Genomic DNA, 14961 nt, shown 5'->3' on the forward strand with positions numbered 1-14961 from the left:
GCGAATAGCGAATAGAGAGTAGCGAATAGGGTTGGCCGGCGCTTCTTTCGCTTACACACTATTCGCTATTCGCTATTCGCTACTCCCTACTCCTAATCCGCCATCGTCTCCAAACTCGCGAACCCCTGCGGCGCGTCGCCCTCGTCGAACGGCGTCGTCACCTCGACAAATGTGTCTGGGAAGAAGCCGTTGAAGCGGGTCCTCAGCGACAGCGAGTAGGCGCCGATATGGCCGATCTCGATCCAGTCGCCGGTGTCGACCGTTTCCGGCAGCCAGAATGGCCTGGAAAGGATATCGACGGAATCGCAGGTCGCGCCGCAGACCTTGAACGGCACGATGGTGTTTTCGTTGCCGTTGCGGGTACGGATCGCGGGATCGGGAATGAAGCGCGCCGGCAGCGTGATCTTGCCGGTCCATGAATCCGACAACGACGCCCAGATACCGTCATTGATGTAGAGCCGCTTGCCCTTGCGCAACAGCACACGCACGATCAGCGAGAGACATCGCGCTACGATCACGCGTCCGGGCTCGGCCACCAAGGGCATCTGGTCGAATTGATATTCTTTCAGGTCGCCGGCCAGCCGCGACATCAATTGGCCGAGCGACGGCATCTCGATGTGCCTGCGATTGGGGTCGTGGCCGTATTCGGCGGGAAAGCCGCCGCCGACATCCAGCCCGGCAATGTCGAAGGTCAGGCGGTTGCGCACCCAGTCCGCCGAGGCGAGCGCACGTTCATAGGTATCGGGATCCTCGATCTGGCTGCCGACATGGAAGCAGAGGCCGACCTTGTAGCCGGTGCGGTTCAGCCGCTCGGCAAGCTCGACCGCATTGGCCGGCCCGGCGCCGAACTTCTTCGACAGCTCGTAAGCCGCGTGGCCCTTGGTCTGGATGCGCACGAAGATGGTGAGAGCGCCAGGATCGATATCGAGCGCACGCACGACGCGCGTCAGCTTGGTGATCTCGTCCTCATGGTCGAGCGAGATCACCCGGATGCCGTATTTTTCAAGCGCCAGCTTGATGTCCGACTGCGCTTTGACCGGGTGCATGTAGAGCATCTCGGCGTCGGGCGAGACGGCGCGCACGGCGGCGAACTCGCCGGGCGAGGCGACGTCGAAGGCGCTGACGCCGGCTTCCACCAGCGTCTTGAGAACGATCTGCTCGCCATTGGTCTTGACCGCGTAAGCGGTCTTGCCGGGAAACATGCCCATGAACTGCAGGGCATCCTCCTTCAGCACCTGCGGGCGGAAACAGTAGACCGGATCGTCGGGACGAAGCGCCAGTGCCGCCTCACGGGCATTTTCGAATCGCTGCATGGACGAATCCTCGGGTCTGGAGCGCGCACAATTAATCCTAGCTAGCCGCCAAAGAAAACAGTTCTGTGTCTTGGCTACCCGGAGCGGTCTGCTGCACATTTTGGCGACGCTAAACCACCGGTCAGGTTTCGGGTGGCCCTTGCCGCCGAACCCGATATCGGTTCTTGAGATGCTTTACGGCTCGAGGTTGCGATCGGCCCCGGGGAGGAACAGGACATGTCGATTACGGCCGGCGCCGCGCCGACGCGCGGAGCGATGACGCTCAAGGATTGGGCGCAGCTTCTCCTGCTCGGCGCGATCTGGGGCGGTTCGTTCTTCTTTGCCCGCATCGCCGTTTCCGAGATCCATCCGCTGGCGCTGGTGCTGTTTCGCGTCGCCATCGCCGCGGCGGCACTTCACCTCTATCTGGCAGCCCGCGGCCCTTCGTTCCGGCTCGCCTTCCCGCATGCCGGCCTGTTCTTCCTGCTGGCGCTCACCAACAATGTCGTGCCCTTCTCGCTGATCTTCGCCGGCCAGACGCAGCTCGGCGCCGGCGTCGCTTCGGTGCTCAACGCCACGACGCCGTTCTGGACGCTGATCCTGGCCAATGCGCTCACCACCGACGAGAAGCTGTCCTGGAACAAGTTCGCCGGCATCGCGCTCGGTGTCGCCGGCACCGCGGTGATGATCGGACCCGGCCTGCTTGCCGGGCTTGGCGGACCGGTGTGGGCCAAGTTCGCACTGATCGGCGCTTCGATCTCCTACGCCGTCGCCCTGATGATCGCGCGCCGCTTCAAGGGCGTGCCGTCGCCCGTCATCGCCACCGGACAGCTGACCGCATCGACCATCATCATGATCCCGCTCGTGCTGATTGGGTATGGCCCCGCGGGGCTTTTCTCGGTCTCGCCGCCCGTCTGGGCCGCGGTTTTGGGCCTGGCGCTGCTTTCAACCGCCTTTGCTTACATCCTCTATTTCAATCTCGTCGCCTCGGCCGGCGCCACCAATGCCTCGCTGGTCACCCTGGTCGTGCCGGTCAGTGCGGTGCTGCTCGGCTTCCTGTTCCTCGGCGAGCGCCTGGCGCTGTTCGAAATCGGCGGCATGACGCTGATCGGACTCGGCCTGGTCACCATAGACGGTCGCCTGTTTGGCCGATGGTAGCGGTGTCATGCCACGGCTCTGCCACAATTTATTCACAACGCTTGAGGCGGCTTTTGCCGAAGAGTTTCAACGGCTAACGATAAATCGGAAGTCGCAAATCCCATAATCATGTCGCATTGCAGCACGTTTTCCGCTTGCCTGTAACCCAAATGACTCTAGATTCCGGCCATAGCTCTGAAGAGGAGGCTATGGCATGGGACTGACGAGGCCGATCAACGCGTTGATGATTTGTGCCGCATTCGCATTCATCGGTGCCCTTATCATAGGTGTTCTTCCCTGACCCGCCAAAACCGGGAAGACCAGTACCGAGATATAGTCCAAACAGTTCGAAAAGGCCGGGTTCTACCCGGCCTTTTCCGTTGCAGCCTGCCCTATGCGGCGGCCGAACCCGCCGCCTCCGTCTCATGCGAGCGGATGCCGATCATGTGGCAGACGGCAAAGACGAGATCGGCGCGGTTCATCGTGTAGAAATGGAAGTCGCCGACGCCGCGCTCGACAAGGTCGAGCACCTGTTCGGCGGCCACGGCGGAGGCCACGAGGGCATGCGTCTGCGGGTCGTTCTCCAGCCCCTCGAACCGCTCGGCCAGCCAGGCCGGCACCAGCGCCCCGCAGCGCGACGAGAAATTGGCGACCTGGGTGAAATTATGCACCGGGAGGATGCCCGGCACGATCGGGATGTAGATGCCGGCGCGGCGCGCCCGCTCGACATAGCGCTCGTAAAGGTCGTTGTCGAAGAAGAACTGGGTGATCGCCCGCGTCGCGCCATTGTCGGCCTTGCGCTTCAGCATATCGATGTCGGTGGCAAAATCCGGGCTTTCCGGATGCTTTTCCGGATAGGCCGAGACCGAGATGTCGAAATCGCCGGCGTTCTTCAGCGCCCCGACCAGTTCGGCGCCATTGGCATAGCCATCGGGATGCGGGTGGTAACTTGCGCCGACACCGGCCGCCGGATCGCCGCGCAACGCGACGAAACGTTTGACGCCCATATCCGCGAATTCGCGAATGACCGTGTCGACCTGATCGCGCGCGGCATCGACGCAAGTCATGTGCGCCGCCGGCGTCAGCGTCGTCTCGTTCAAGATGCGCTTGACTGTGCGCGCCGTGCGCTCGCGGGTCGAACCGCCAGCGCCGTAGGTCACCGAGACGAATTTCGGTTTGAGCGGCTCCAGCTTTGTAACCGTGTCCCAGAGCCTTGCTTCCATCTCGTCGGTCTTCGGCGGGAAGAATTCGAACGAGACCCGGACCTTGTCACCGATGTCGGGGCGGCGGGAAAAGCGGAACTGGTTCATCAGGCTGTTTCCCCCATTGGATATGCCTTGGCGGGTAGCGAGTCATTGGATGGATCGGCGATCAGCAGTCGCCGATCGCGGCCGAGCCAGAGCTTCACCGTAAGCCTTGCCTCGTTACCGCCACGCGGCTCGAATTCCTGGCTGTCCTCGAGGTCGAGGCCGGCCTCGGCGAACCAGTCGGACATCTGCCGATCGGAAAAGCCCAGCCGCATATGCGCGTGCTGGTCGCGCAGGAATTCGAGCGCGTGCGGCGCGAAGTCGACGACGATCAGCCGGCCCGATGGCCTGAGCAGCCGCGCGGCTTCGGCGATGGCGCGGGCGGGATCGTCGAGATAGTGCAGCACCTGGTGGATTGTGACGAGATCGAAGGCGTTGCGCTCGACCGGCGGCGAGAAGATGTCGCCCTGGCGTACCTGCGCATTGGCGATGCCGGCCTTGTCGAGATTGGCGCGCGCCACGCTCAGCATCTCGCGCGACATGTCGATGCCGACGCCGCGCCGGTAGAGCGGCGCAAAGATTTCGAGCAACCTGCCCGTGCCGGTGCCGAGGTCGAGCATCGACTGGAACGGCCGCTTGCCGACGAGCTTGATGAGTGCCGCTTCCACCGCGCGGTCCGGCACATGCAACGAGCGGATGTGATCCCAGCTCGCGGCATTCTCGGAGAAATATTCGGCCGCCCGGTCCTGCCGCTTGCGCTTGACCGCCGCCAGCCGCTCAAGATCGCGCACCACCTGCGGATCGGCCTCGCTTATGGCCGAGACCAGACGCTGGACGAAGTCGCGCGAATTATCGATGTCGGTCAGCCTAAAAAAAGCCCAGGACCCTTCCTGATAGCGGCCGATCAGCCCGGCATCGAGCAGCAGCTTCAGATGCCGCGAGACGCGCGGCTGCGACTGGCCGAGGATCTCGGTGAGGTCGGAGACGGTGAGATCCCCGCGCGCCAGCAGCACCAGGATGCGCAGCCGGCTGGATTCGGCCGCCGCCTTCAATGTATCTACCATTGTGTCGAGCGAGACATGCATGAGCGGGCTCTCGTTGAAAGATATAAAGATATGTTTATGTCGATTTTGATACCCTGGCAAGCGCTATGTCGCTTCCGGACAAGAAAATGGCGCAGCCGTGATCCGCGCCGGCAGGCGGTTTCTGGGCGGGATGAACAGGATGTTTGAGACACGCCAAGGTGAAATGCTTCTTGCGGTCGACCCGGCGCAGTTGCCGCCGGATGGCCATGTGGTCTTCATCGGCCGCATCGTCTCACCATGGACCAGTCGCGAGCATTGCCCCAAGAACATGCGCGCCGCCCGGGAAACCGGGCAACCCGCGACAATCCTGATTGACCAGCCCTATCGCCCGGGGTTGCAAAACCTGGAGCGCGCCAGCCACGTCGTCATCCTGTCCTGGCTGCATCACGCGCCGCGGAATCTGATTGTGCAGAAACCGCGCCATGCGGCTGAACCGAAAGGCGTTTTCTCGCTGCGCTCCCCTGCCCGGCCCAACCCTGTCGGCCTGCATGTAGCGAAGCTCGCCGCGCTCGACATCGAGGCCGGTCGGATCGAGATCGACGCCATCGATGTGCTCGACGGCACACCGGTCATCGACATCAAGCCTTATTACGCTTCCACGGATGCCTTCCCGGAAGCGACGATTGCCGGGCGAGACGAGAAATGAGCGCCCCCACCGGCCGCCGCCGTGCCATCGCCAAGGCGCTGACCGCACTTTTGCCGCTTGCGCCCTATGCCGACATGGAAAAGATCCGCGCCGACGCCGGTTCCGTGCATATGAAGACCCTGCCCCCGACGATCGCGGTATGGCTGGCCACCATCGCCCATGTCCGCCATGTCCACACAGATTATGAGAAGTTGCTCGCCGAGGGCTATGACCGGGATTCGGCGCGCTTCTTCGTCATCGGGCGGACCAATGAGGTTCTCACCCGTTGGCGCGCTACACGCCTGCTTCAGGAAGACGACGAGGACGAATAGGCGTCTGCGCGCTCTACGCCGCATCCCGCCAATTAATTCGGGTGCCGCCTCTGGAAAAACGGCGGCGGCGCCGTACATGGGGATAAACGGAGATTCCTCCGTTTACCCCCCGAATTCATCGCCCTCTGGGCAAGGATAGCAAATCATGACTGATAAGGTTTGGTTCATCACCGGATCGTCGAAGGGTTTTGGCCGCGTCTGGGCCGGGGCCGCGCTCGCCCGCGGCGATCGCGTCGCCGCAACCGCGCGCGACGCAGGCACGCTTGCCGATCTCGTGAAGAAATATGGCGACAAGGTTGCTGCCATGCAGCTCGACGTCACCAATAAACAGGCGGTCGACGCCGCGATTGCCGAAGCGCAGAGGCGCTTCGGCCGGCTCGATGTCGTCATCAACAATGCCGGCTACGGCCATTTCGGCGCCATCGAGGAAGTCACCGAGCAGGAAGCGCGCGACCAGATCGAGACCAACGTCTTCGGCGCGCTTTGGGTGACGCAAGCCGCGCTTCCCATCATGCGGGCGCAACGCTCAGGCCACATCATCCAGATCTCCTCGATCGGCGGCGTCAACGCCTTTGCCTCGCTCGGCCTTTATCACGCCTCAAAATGGGCGCTGGAAGCCTTCAGCCAGTCGCTCAGCCTCGAGGTCGCGGAGTTCGGCATTCACGTGACCTTGGTCGAGCCGGGCGGCTTCTCCACGGACTGGGCCGGGCCGTCGGCCAGGGTCTCCAAACCATTGGACGCCTATGAGCCGGTCCGCGCAGCGATGGCCGAGCGCCGCAGCCGTTCCGTCGCTGGCGATCCGCAAGCGACCGGTCCGGCGATGCTGGCGATCGTCGATGCCGCCGAGCCGCCGCTCAGGGTCTTCTTCGGCGACGGCGGACTGCCGATGATCCGGCAGGAATATGCCAACCGCATCGCCACTTGGGAGAAATGGGATCACGTCTCGGTAATGGCGCAGGGCGCCAACAAGAACCGCAAGGCGGCCTAACCGCGAACGCCGCGCCGCGAAAGCGGCGCGGCCTCTTTGTTCAGGCTCGATAGGTCCACTGCTCGGGCACCCGGATGGAAATCTCTTCGCCAGCTCTTATGACGCCCGGCTTCTCGACCCAGGCGACAAGGCCGCGCAGCCGTTTCGCCTCCTTTGGGAAGAGCAGCGCGGTGACCTCCTGATCCGCTGCGCCGACATGCTCGGCGATCGACTGCCCGGCGAACCGGCACGGCTTGTTCTGGCCGTCGACCTTGAGCGTCACGCCGTCCTTGAAGAACATCAGCGAGCCGGCCGGCAGCATCGAAAGATGCGGCACGCCCTCGACCACAAGATTGGCGCCGATCCACTCCGGCTTGATCTGCTCGAGCCCCATGCGTTGCGCGATGATGGCGAGCTCGTCCGCGGCCACAAGCGACAATTGCCGCTCGTTGCGCATTTCGGTGCCGCGCGGATACCAAGGCTCGCGCCCGCCCGACCGCCGCGTTGCGCCGGCATGGAAATCGCCCTCGATGCCGTCGAAGCCGAGCCGCAGTTCCTCGACCGCCCTCGTCTCGAAATGGTCGTGCGGAGCCGCATAGAGCGCCGCCGCCTTTGCCGTCAGCTTGCGGCCGGGCACGATGTCGATTGTCGGTTCGGCCGCTGGAAAAAGCTCTAGGTTCGTTTCCTGCATGCCGCTGGTCTAAAGGCCGCTGAAAAGGCGGTCCAGTCGAAAGCGCTGATGATCCGATCACATCGTTTGATGGCGATCACGACGTTATTACCAGAAAACGCCGCCCCGCTGCACACGCGTCGCATTGCCGCCGTGCGGCCGTCATAAACGATGCGCGCTATATCGGGAGGGAGGAGGCTCGATCATGCAGGTCGGACACGCTGTAGCGGCGCTTTGGCTGTTCTGGGTGGTATCCTGGCTCCTTGCCGCTAGCTGGGCAGATCCAGCGCAAAAGCGCGCCGATCTCAAGTCGGAGGCGCGCTATCGGGTCCTTTGGCTGGCCGGCACCATCCTGCTGTTCGTGCCGGCGCACGGCTATGCCGGCCGGCTGCGGCTGTGGACGCCGACGCTTGCCGAAGCCTGGATCTGCGTCGCCTTGATCGCCATCGGCATCGCCTTCGCCTGGTGGGCGCGCCTGCATCTCGGCCGGCTGTGGTCGGCCAATGTCACCGCCAAGGCTGATCATCGCGTCGTCGATACCGGCCCCTATGGCCTGGTCCGCCACCCGATCTACACCGGACTGCTGCTGTCCGTCCTGGCGACCATGGCCGTCAAGGGCACGGTCTGGGGCATCGCCGGCGCCGCGCTGCTGCTCGTCGGCGTCGTCGTCAAGGCGCGGCTGGAAGAGAGCTTCCTGCGCGGTGAGCTCGGCCCGGCCTATGACGATTACGCCAGGCGCGTGCCGATGCTGGTGCCCTTCGCGCCGGCGTGAAGTCGCATCCTCAAAGCATCCTGAGCAGCGCGCCGCCGATCGAATAGCCGGCGCCGAAGGCGCAGATCAGGCCGAAATCGCCGGCCTTCATGTCGGCATGGTTCTCCGACAGCGCCACGATCGCGCCGGCCCCGGCGGTGTTGCCGAGCCGCTCCAGCACCATCGGCGCGCGGTCATGGTCGACGTCGTGACCGAAGGACAGTTTCAGGATCATGGCATTCATGCGCGCATTGGCCTGATGCAGCCAGAAGCGGCGGATGCCTGCCGGCGTCAGCCCGTGCTCGGCCAGGAACTCGACGATGAATTTCTGGCCGGCGACGGTGACTTCCTTGAACACCTTGTTGCCGACCTGCTTGATGAGGTTGCCTTCCAGGTTGATCATGTAGGGATCGTTCTGGGCGGTGCGCGTATGGTAGCCGAGATTGGTGCGGATGTTGTTCGACATCTGCGTCCAGGTGCGCGTGTCGAGCACCTCGAAACGTCCTGGCCGCTTCTCGCCTTGCGCCAGCCCCTCGACGACCATGGCGACCGAGGCGTCGCCGAAGATGAAATGCGTCTGCCGGTCGCGGAAGTTGAGATGGCCGGTGATGATCTCCGGCGTCGACACCAGGATGCGCTTGTGCGCCCCTGCCCTCACCAGGTTGACCGCGACATGCAGCGCCGCCGCGGCGGAAGAGCAGCCAAGCCCCATGTCGAAGCCGGCGCCTTTGGTGCCCAGCGCCTCCTGCATCTCGATGGCGATGGCCGGATAGGGCCGCTGATGGTGCGAGGCCGAGCAGATCACCAGGTCGATGTCCGACCCGTCGACCCCGGCATGGGCAAGCGCCTTCCTGGCAGAGGCGAGGCCGAACTCCGCCTCCAGCGACAGCGCGTCGTCGGGCCGCGCCGGAATGCGCGGCGACATGCGGGTCGGGTCGAGAATACCCTCGCGCTCGATCACATGGCGGCTTCTCACGCCGGAGGCATGCACGATGAAGTCGCTGTCCGATTTCTGCAAGAGCGGCTCGCCGGTGTCGGCGCGGCGCGCGTTCTCGGTATCGACCCAGCTGTTGAAGCTTGCGACCAGCTCTTCATTGGTGATGACGGGTTCAGGGATTTCGGCGCCGATGCCGCTGATGATGACGCGATGCATGTCCAATCCGTCCGAGGGGGCGCCAAGTTGTGCCGAGGCGAGGCGCTACACTTGTCGCATTTGCCCGATTTATTCCAGCTTAATTCGACAACCACCGCTGGCATTCAGGTGGTGGATGCTCAAGCGCGCTTGGCCACGATGAAGATGCGCGGGAAGCGCAGCAGCACCTTGCCGGTAGCCGTTTTCGGATAGGCTTTGGCGATCTTGGCGGTGTAGCTGTCGAGGAACAGCTTCTTCTCATCCGCATCGAGCGGATCGAGGAAGGGCTTCAGGCCCGTCGACTTGACCCATTCGACGATCGCCTCGGCATCGGCCAGCGGATGGTTGTAGATGGTGTGCCAGATGTCGAGCCGGTCGGCGAGCGGCGACAGAAGATCGTAGTAGAAGGACACCGGCGGCAGCGGCGGGCGCGCCGCGCCCTCGAGCTTGCCCGCAAACGTCACTTCCGCCGCGGTCTCGCGCATCAGCTGGTGCGAAGGCTCGCCGAGATTGTCGGGCATCTGGATGGCGAGGGCGCCGCCGGGCGCCAGCAATCCCATCAGCCGCTGGAACACCGCCGGATGCTCCGGCAGCCATTGGAAGACGGCGTTGGCGAAGATGACGTCGACGGGATGCTCGGGCCGCCATCCGGCGGCATCCGCCAGCTCGAAATTGACATTCGGCAGCCGCGCCCGCGCCTTCTCGATCATGTCGGGCGAAGTATCGAAACCAAGCACCTCGGCGTCCGGCCAGCGCTCGACCAGAAGCTCGGTGGAATTGCCCGGACCGCAGCCGATATCGACGACGCGGCGCGGAAAATCGACCGGCACCTGCGCCACCAGATCCCGCGCCGGCCGCGTGCGCTCATCCTCGAACTTCAGATATTGGGCGGCGGACCAGTCAGCCTTGGACATCGGAACCTCTTTGTTGCCCCGCAGGACGGCCGGATACGCATATGTCGAAAACTGCACAATGTGCCAGACATATCGACACGAATCGTGTCAGTCTTGACAGAAGGGAAAAGTTCCTCTTTTGTTCTATAGCATTTCCCAGGGGGCCACGGTGAACGCCGAAGCGATGAATGCAGCCATCGATTTGGCAAAAAGGACAGCCGGCAAGCGCTTTCACACCGTGCTGGCCGATCCGCCATGGCGTTTTACAAACCGCACTGGAAAAGTTGCTCCTGAGCATCGTCGGTTGTCTCGCTACGAGACAATGACAACCGACGACATCTGCGCCCTTCCCGTGGCAGAGCTAACCTTACAACCTGCGCACCTCTATCTTTGGGTCCCCAACGCGCTTTTGCCGGATGGCCTAACGGTCATGCGCAGCTGGGGATTCGAATACAAATCGAACATTGTTTGGCACAAGGTGCGCAAAGACGGCGGCTCCGACGGTCGAGGCGTCGGCTTCTACTTTCGCAACGTGACGGAGCTTTTGCTGTTCGGCGTGCGCGGAAAAAACGCGCGCACGGAAGCCCCTGGACGCAGCCAGGTCAATTATCTCTCATCGCGCAAGCGCGAGCATTCGCGGAAGCCCGACGAGCAGTACGAATTGATTGAGAGCTGCTCGAAAGGCCCGTATCTTGAGCTTTTTGCCCGCGGCACCAGGCCGAAGTGGACCTATTGGGGCAACCAAGCGGACGAGGACTACAAGCCGACTTGGAAGACATACGCCTACAACTCAGCGGCAGAGCCTGCTGAATGATAGCTGATCATTCATCGCCGACGGCATCGATTATCGGCTGAAGACTTGAAGGATCTTCTCCGAAGCTGACGATCGAATCTGGCAGCCCAATTGTCACGATAGGACAAGGGTTGCCCACTCCTCGGGAAATGCGGTCGTCCAGTTTTCGCCAATGAGTGGTGGCTTCGCCGAATTTATCGGCCACAAATTTGTTCGCGAACGCCTCCCTAAAAGTCACGGGATTCTTCGAACGTTCTATACGTTTCATTATTGCGGCGCGTTGGCGCGCAGTCGGATCGTATCCCCACCGCAGCAAATCATCAAAGGATTGTATTTGCCGCTCATCGAAAAACCGCAGAACCAGATCGAGCATGTTGTCATGCAGTGATCTCCCGCGCGTAACTATTATACCGACAGAAATAGCCCCTTCGGCATGCAGCCGTTTGAAATTCTCAAGGTCTCGATCAAAAAATGGGTCTTTGTTATTCCATTCGATTTCAAGCGCTACTACCGCGTCCGATCCGTTCCGCTGAGGGAGGCGTCGAACGTGGTCCATTTTGTGAGAAATCGCTTCTTTACCGACTCCATTGATCACTTTTTCAATGGTGAAGGTCGTCGTCAACCAACCAGCGGCTGCCAATCCGCGTCGTAGCCGCTGGGTATTCTTCGTTTCGCCGCCGCCTCCAGCAATAATCTCCTCAATCGGGATCGACGCGGCAAGGAGCACATCTTCCAATTCCGCCACGGCATCAGGAAAATCGACCGAAACAATCGCCTCGGCATGCGAATGAAATTCGACCTGAAATCCTTTGGCTGAAAGACGATCGAAAAGCGCCATGTTTTACCGCGTCAGCCGCTTGTGGGTCATGCGGTGCGGAGTCGCCGCTTCGGCGCCCAGGCGGCGCAGCTTGTCCTTCTCATATTCCTCGAAATTGCCCTCGAACCATTCGACATGCGCGTCGCCTTCGAAGGCGAGCATGTGGGTGGCCATGCGGTCGAGGAACATGCGGTCGTGGCTGATGATGACGGCGCAGCCGGCATAGGCTTCGAGCGCGTCTTCCAGAGCGCCCAGCGTTTCGGTGTCGAGGTCGTTGGTCGGTTCGTCGAGCAGAAGCACATTGCCGCCACCCTTCAGCATCTTGGCCAGGTGGACGCGGTTGCGCTGGCCGCCCGACAGGTTGCCGACCTTCTGCTGCTGGTCGCCGCCGCGGAAGTTGAACGACGAGCAGTAGGCGCGGCTGTTGACCTCGTGCTTGCCGAGCTTGATGACTTCGGCGCCGCCGGAAATCTCTTCCCACACGGTCTTGTTCGCATCGAGCGCGTCGCGGCTCTGGTCGACATAGCCGAGCCGCACCGTCTCGCCCTTGCGGATCGAGCCGGCATCCGGCGTTTCCTGGCCCGTGATCATCTTGAACAGCGTCGTCTTGCCGGCGCCGTTCGGGCCGATGACGCCGACGATGCCGCCCGGCGGCAGCTTGAACGACAGGTTCTCGATCAGGAGCTCGTCGCCGAAGGCCTTGTTGAGGCCTTCGACCTCGATGACGAGATTGCCGAGGCGCTCGCTCGACGGGATGACGATCTGCGTGTCGGTCGGCTTGCGGTTCTGCGACTGCTCGACAAGTTCCTCATAGGCCTTGATACGCGCCTTGGACTTGGTCTGGCGCGCCTTGGGCGAGGACTGGATCCACTCGCGCTCGCGCCAGATCGACTTCTGGCGGGCGTCGTCCTCGCGGCCTTCCTGGATCAGGCGCTTGGCCTTGGCGTCGAGATATTTGGTGTAATTGCCCTCGTAAGGGATGCCGCGGCCGCGATCGAGCTCGAGGATCCAGCCGGTGACGTTGTCCAGGAAGTAGCGGTCGTGGGTGATGATCAGCACCGAGCCGGGATAGTCGCGCAGATGCTTTTCCAGCCATTGCGTGGTCTCGGCGTCGAGATGGTTGGTCGGCTCGTCGAGCAGCAAGAGGTCGGGCTGTTCGAGCAGCAGCCGGCACAGCGCCACGCGGCGGCGCTCGCCGCCCGACAGGTTGGTCACTTCGGAGTCAGGCGGCGGACACTGCAGCGCGTCCATCGCCATCTCGACCTGCTGATCCAGGTCCCAAAGATTGAGCCGGTCCATCTCGTCCTGGAGCTTGGCCGACTCGTCCGCCGTCTCGTCGGAATAGTTCATCATCAGCTCGTTGTAGCGCTCGATGATGGCCGTCTTCCTGGCGACGCCGTCCATGACGTTCTCGCGCACGGTCTTGGTGTTGTCGAGCTGCGGCTCCTGCGCCAGGTAGCCGACGGTTGCGCCCTCGGCCAGCCATGCTTCGCCCTGGAACTCCTTGTCGAGCCCGGCCATGATGCGCAGGATCGTCGACTTGCCCGAGCCGTTGGGGCCGAGAATGCCGATCTTGGCATCCGGATAGAAGGACAGGTGAACGTTATCGAGCACCTTCTTGGTGCCATAGGCCTTCGACAGGCCGGACATGTGATAGATGAACTGGCGAGCCACGCGCGCTTTCCCTGGAAACTGAAGTGTCAAGGTGGATGGGGGTTGGGCGCTATGTAGGCGATGAAGCGTCGAACGGCAATCGCTTTCGGCGCGAAACGCGCCAATCCGCACGGATTCGCCGGTTTGCGGCGCCCAAATTCACTCAGGGCTTTTTCGCCGCTCTCGCGATCGTGCGAAATCAGAGCTTAACCATTCGCCTTCAAAACGATGTTAGGTTGGAAATCGCGGCCATGCTGCGGTTTCGGGAAGGATCGGATCGACGACGTGCTGAACGGTGCCCTGCTCCTTGCCGAAGCGGTTCTCTATTTCGGCGCCATGGTCACGCTTTTCCGTTTCCGGCGCCGCATCGGGCTTGGCGTGTTCATCTGCGCGCTCGGCGTCATGCATTTCCTCGAAACCTACCTTGCCAGCGTCTTCTATGTCGCGCTGCCGTTCGGGCTGGTGTCGCCGGGCTCCGCCGTGCTCTTCTCCGGCAAGCTCGTCATGCTGCTTCTGCTCTACATGAAGGAGGATGCGGCGACGGTTCGCCAGCCGATCTACGGCCTGCTGCTTGGCAACGCCGTGATGATCGGGCTGGTGCTGGTCCTGCGCCTGCACGCGATCGCTCCACTTCCAAGCGGCAAGCTTCCCGACATCGCCTTCATCGACGAGATGGGTTGGCTGATGGTCTGGGGCACCTCGCTGCTCTTCGTCGACTCCATCCTGATCATCCTGCTCTACGAGAAGCTCGGCAGCTATCTGCGCGCTAGGCCATTCATGCGCATCCTCGCATCGGTCGCCTGCGTGCTCACCTTCGATCAGGCCGGCTTCTTCACCGCGCTGCATTTCGTCGCCGGCGCGCCGGTCGAGGTCTTCTTCGGCGGCTGGTTCGCCAAGATGGGCGCCGCGCTTGCCTATAGCGGCATGCTCGTCGCCTATCTGAAATGGGTCGAAGACCACGATGTCGCTGTGCCGCGCGGCCTCTCCGACATTTTCGACGCCCTCACCTATCGCGAACGCTACGAAGCGCTGATCAAATATGTCGGCCGCGACGGCCTCACCGGCCTGCTGCATCGCGGCAGTTTCGATGCCGACGGCGAGTCCGCGGTGTCGTCCGCCATCAGGATGGGCAAGCCGCTCAGCCTGCTCATTGTCGACGTCGACCAGTTCAAGTCGATCAACGACAGCTTCGGTCATGCCGAGGGCGACAAGGTGCTGAAATCGATGGCTGCCCTGCTGGCCGAGACCGTCGGCGGCAACGATCAGGTGTTCCGCATCGGCGGCGAGGAATTCGCCGTGCTGACGCAACAGTCGCACGCGCCGGCCAGGCTGCTCGGCGAGACTATCAGGAACGCCACGAAGACCTCGGCGCATACCGGCCGCTACAACATCACCGTGAGTGCCGGCGTCTCCACCGTCAGCGAGACGACGCGCTGTCTTGCCGACATTTTCGCGCTGGCCGACCAGCGCCTCTACAAGGCGAAGTTGAGCGGCCGCGACCGCGTGGTCGGCGAACCTGGCAGCGAGGCTATCATCCTGCAGGCGGCCTCCCGATCAGCCTGACAAA

The 14961-nt window shown here is 62.6% G+C and carries 15 protein-coding genes; 7 read left to right on the plus strand and 8 right to left on the minus strand.

Annotated features, from left to right (window positions below):
* Nucleotides 1–92: 92 nt before the first annotated feature.
* Nucleotides 93–1313, minus strand: coding sequence for an alanine racemase (locus LB529_RS11870; RefSeq protein WP_224711174.1), 1221 nt, complete (start codon nt 1311–1313; stop codon nt 93–95).
* Between the two features lie 216 nt (nt 1314–1529).
* Between LB529_RS11870 and LB529_RS11875 the strand changes: the two genes are divergently transcribed.
* Complete coding sequence (locus LB529_RS11875; RefSeq protein ID WP_224711175.1) at nt 1530–2450, plus strand: DMT family transporter; 921 nt, start codon at nt 1530–1532, stop codon at nt 2448–2450.
* 371 nt (nt 2451–2821) lie between these two features.
* On the opposite strand, the gene metF is transcribed toward LB529_RS11875, so the two are convergent.
* Nucleotides 2822–3739, minus strand: coding sequence for a methylenetetrahydrofolate reductase [NAD(P)H] (gene metF, locus LB529_RS11880; RefSeq protein WP_224522885.1), 918 nt, complete (start codon nt 3737–3739; stop codon nt 2822–2824).
* Nucleotides 3739–4761: an ArsR/SmtB family transcription factor gene (locus LB529_RS11885; RefSeq protein ID WP_224711176.1), complete on the minus strand. Its 1023-nt coding sequence runs from the start codon at nt 4759–4761 to the stop codon at nt 3739–3741. The genes metF and LB529_RS11885 overlap by 1 nt, the downstream gene beginning before the upstream one ends.
* A 139-nt stretch (nt 4762–4900) precedes the next feature.
* Here LB529_RS11885 and tsaA point away from each other — a divergent pair, with 139 nt between their 5' ends.
* From tsaA to LB529_RS11900, 3 genes are all read left to right on the plus strand, one after another.
* A complete protein-coding gene (tsaA, locus tag LB529_RS11890) occupies nt 4901–5407 on the plus strand; it encodes a tRNA (N6-threonylcarbamoyladenosine(37)-N6)-methyltransferase TrmO (RefSeq protein WP_224544846.1) in 507 nt (168 codons plus the stop codon).
* The gene (locus tag LB529_RS11895; protein WP_224544847.1) at nt 5404–5718 is read left to right on the plus strand and encodes a DUF2293 domain-containing protein; all 315 of its coding nucleotides are present in this window, start codon (nt 5404–5406) and stop codon (nt 5716–5718) included. Before tsaA ends, LB529_RS11895 begins: the two co-directional genes overlap by 4 nt.
* Nucleotides 5719–5863: 145 nt before the next feature.
* Entirely contained in the window at nt 5864–6706 is an 843-nt protein-coding gene (locus LB529_RS11900; RefSeq protein WP_224711177.1) for an SDR family oxidoreductase, read from the plus strand.
* Nucleotides 6707–6746: 40 nt separating this feature from the next.
* Here LB529_RS11900 and LB529_RS11905 read toward each other — a convergent pair whose 3' ends face one another.
* Complete coding sequence (locus tag LB529_RS11905; protein WP_224711178.1) at nt 6747–7376, minus strand: MOSC domain-containing protein; 630 nt, start codon at nt 7374–7376, stop codon at nt 6747–6749.
* A 184-nt stretch (nt 7377–7560) separates the two neighbouring features.
* Here LB529_RS11905 and LB529_RS11910 point away from each other — a divergent pair, with 184 nt between their 5' ends.
* Complete coding sequence (locus tag LB529_RS11910; protein ID WP_224711179.1) at nt 7561–8127, plus strand: methyltransferase family protein; 567 nt, start codon at nt 7561–7563, stop codon at nt 8125–8127.
* 10 nt (nt 8128–8137) lie between these two features.
* On the opposite strand, the gene LB529_RS11915 is transcribed toward LB529_RS11910, so the two are convergent.
* Entirely contained in the window at nt 8138–9259 is a 1122-nt protein-coding gene (locus LB529_RS11915) for a beta-ketoacyl-ACP synthase III (RefSeq protein WP_224711180.1), read from the minus strand.
* A gap of 119 nt (nt 9260–9378) precedes the next feature.
* Nucleotides 9379–10152: a trans-aconitate 2-methyltransferase gene (tam, locus tag LB529_RS11920; RefSeq protein WP_224709570.1), complete on the minus strand. Its 774-nt coding sequence runs from the start codon at nt 10150–10152 to the stop codon at nt 9379–9381.
* A 148-nt stretch (nt 10153–10300) separates the two neighbouring features.
* Here tam and LB529_RS11925 point away from each other — a divergent pair, with 148 nt between their 5' ends.
* On the plus strand, nt 10301–10945 hold the full coding sequence (locus tag LB529_RS11925) for an MT-A70 family methyltransferase (RefSeq protein ID WP_224711181.1): 645 nt from the start codon (nt 10301–10303) through the stop codon (nt 10943–10945).
* 7 nt (nt 10946–10952) lie between these two features.
* On the opposite strand, the gene LB529_RS11930 is transcribed toward LB529_RS11925, so the two are convergent.
* Both LB529_RS11930 and ettA read right to left on the minus strand, forming a co-directional pair.
* Nucleotides 10953–11762 carry a BglII/BstYI family type II restriction endonuclease gene (locus LB529_RS11930; protein WP_224709572.1) on the minus strand — a complete coding sequence of 270 codons (810 nt, stop codon included), beginning with the start codon at nt 11760–11762 and terminating at the stop codon, nt 10953–10955.
* Nucleotides 11763–11765: 3 nt separating this feature from the next.
* Complete coding sequence (gene ettA, locus LB529_RS11935; protein WP_224711182.1) at nt 11766–13415, minus strand: energy-dependent translational throttle protein EttA; 1650 nt, start codon at nt 13413–13415, stop codon at nt 11766–11768.
* 264 nt (nt 13416–13679) lie between these two features.
* Here ettA and LB529_RS11940 point away from each other — a divergent pair, with 264 nt between their 5' ends.
* The gene (locus LB529_RS11940; RefSeq protein WP_224711183.1) at nt 13680–14957 is read left to right on the plus strand and encodes a sensor domain-containing diguanylate cyclase; all 1278 of its coding nucleotides are present in this window, start codon (nt 13680–13682) and stop codon (nt 14955–14957) included.
* Nucleotides 14958–14961: the final 4 nt, after the last annotated feature.

Origin of the sequence: Mesorhizobium sp. CA5 (genome assembly GCF_020165105.1) — a bacterium.
Taxonomy (GTDB): domain Bacteria; phylum Pseudomonadota; class Alphaproteobacteria; order Rhizobiales; family Rhizobiaceae; genus Mesorhizobium.

Bases quoted from the DNA above. Each gene is read 5' to 3' on its own strand.
- LB529_RS11870 (WP_224711174.1), bottom strand. From the start codon at position 1,313: ATGCAGCGATTCGAAAATGCCCGTGAGGCGGCACTGGCGCTTCGTCCC.
- LB529_RS11875 (WP_224711175.1), top strand. From the start codon at position 1,530: ATGTCGATTACGGCCGGCGCCGCGCCGACGCGCGGAGCGATGACGCTC.
- metF (WP_224522885.1), bottom strand. From the start codon at position 3,739: ATGAACCAGTTCCGCTTTTCCCGCCGCCCCGACATCGGTGACAAGGTC.
- LB529_RS11885 (WP_224711176.1), bottom strand. From the start codon at position 4,761: ATGCATGTCTCGCTCGACACAATGGTAGATACATTGAAGGCGGCGGCC.
- tsaA (WP_224544846.1), top strand. From the start codon at position 4,901: ATGTTTGAGACACGCCAAGGTGAAATGCTTCTTGCGGTCGACCCGGCG.
- LB529_RS11895 (WP_224544847.1), top strand. From the start codon at position 5,404: ATGAGCGCCCCCACCGGCCGCCGCCGTGCCATCGCCAAGGCGCTGACC.
- LB529_RS11900 (WP_224711177.1), top strand. From the start codon at position 5,864: ATGACTGATAAGGTTTGGTTCATCACCGGATCGTCGAAGGGTTTTGGC.
- LB529_RS11905 (WP_224711178.1), bottom strand. From the start codon at position 7,376: ATGCAGGAAACGAACCTAGAGCTTTTTCCAGCGGCCGAACCGACAATC.
- LB529_RS11910 (WP_224711179.1), top strand. From the start codon at position 7,561: ATGCAGGTCGGACACGCTGTAGCGGCGCTTTGGCTGTTCTGGGTGGTA.
- LB529_RS11915 (WP_224711180.1), bottom strand. From the start codon at position 9,259: ATGCATCGCGTCATCATCAGCGGCATCGGCGCCGAAATCCCTGAACCC.
- tam (WP_224709570.1), bottom strand. From the start codon at position 10,152: ATGTCCAAGGCTGACTGGTCCGCCGCCCAATATCTGAAGTTCGAGGAT.
- LB529_RS11930 (WP_224709572.1), bottom strand. From the start codon at position 11,762: ATGGCGCTTTTCGATCGTCTTTCAGCCAAAGGATTTCAGGTCGAATTT.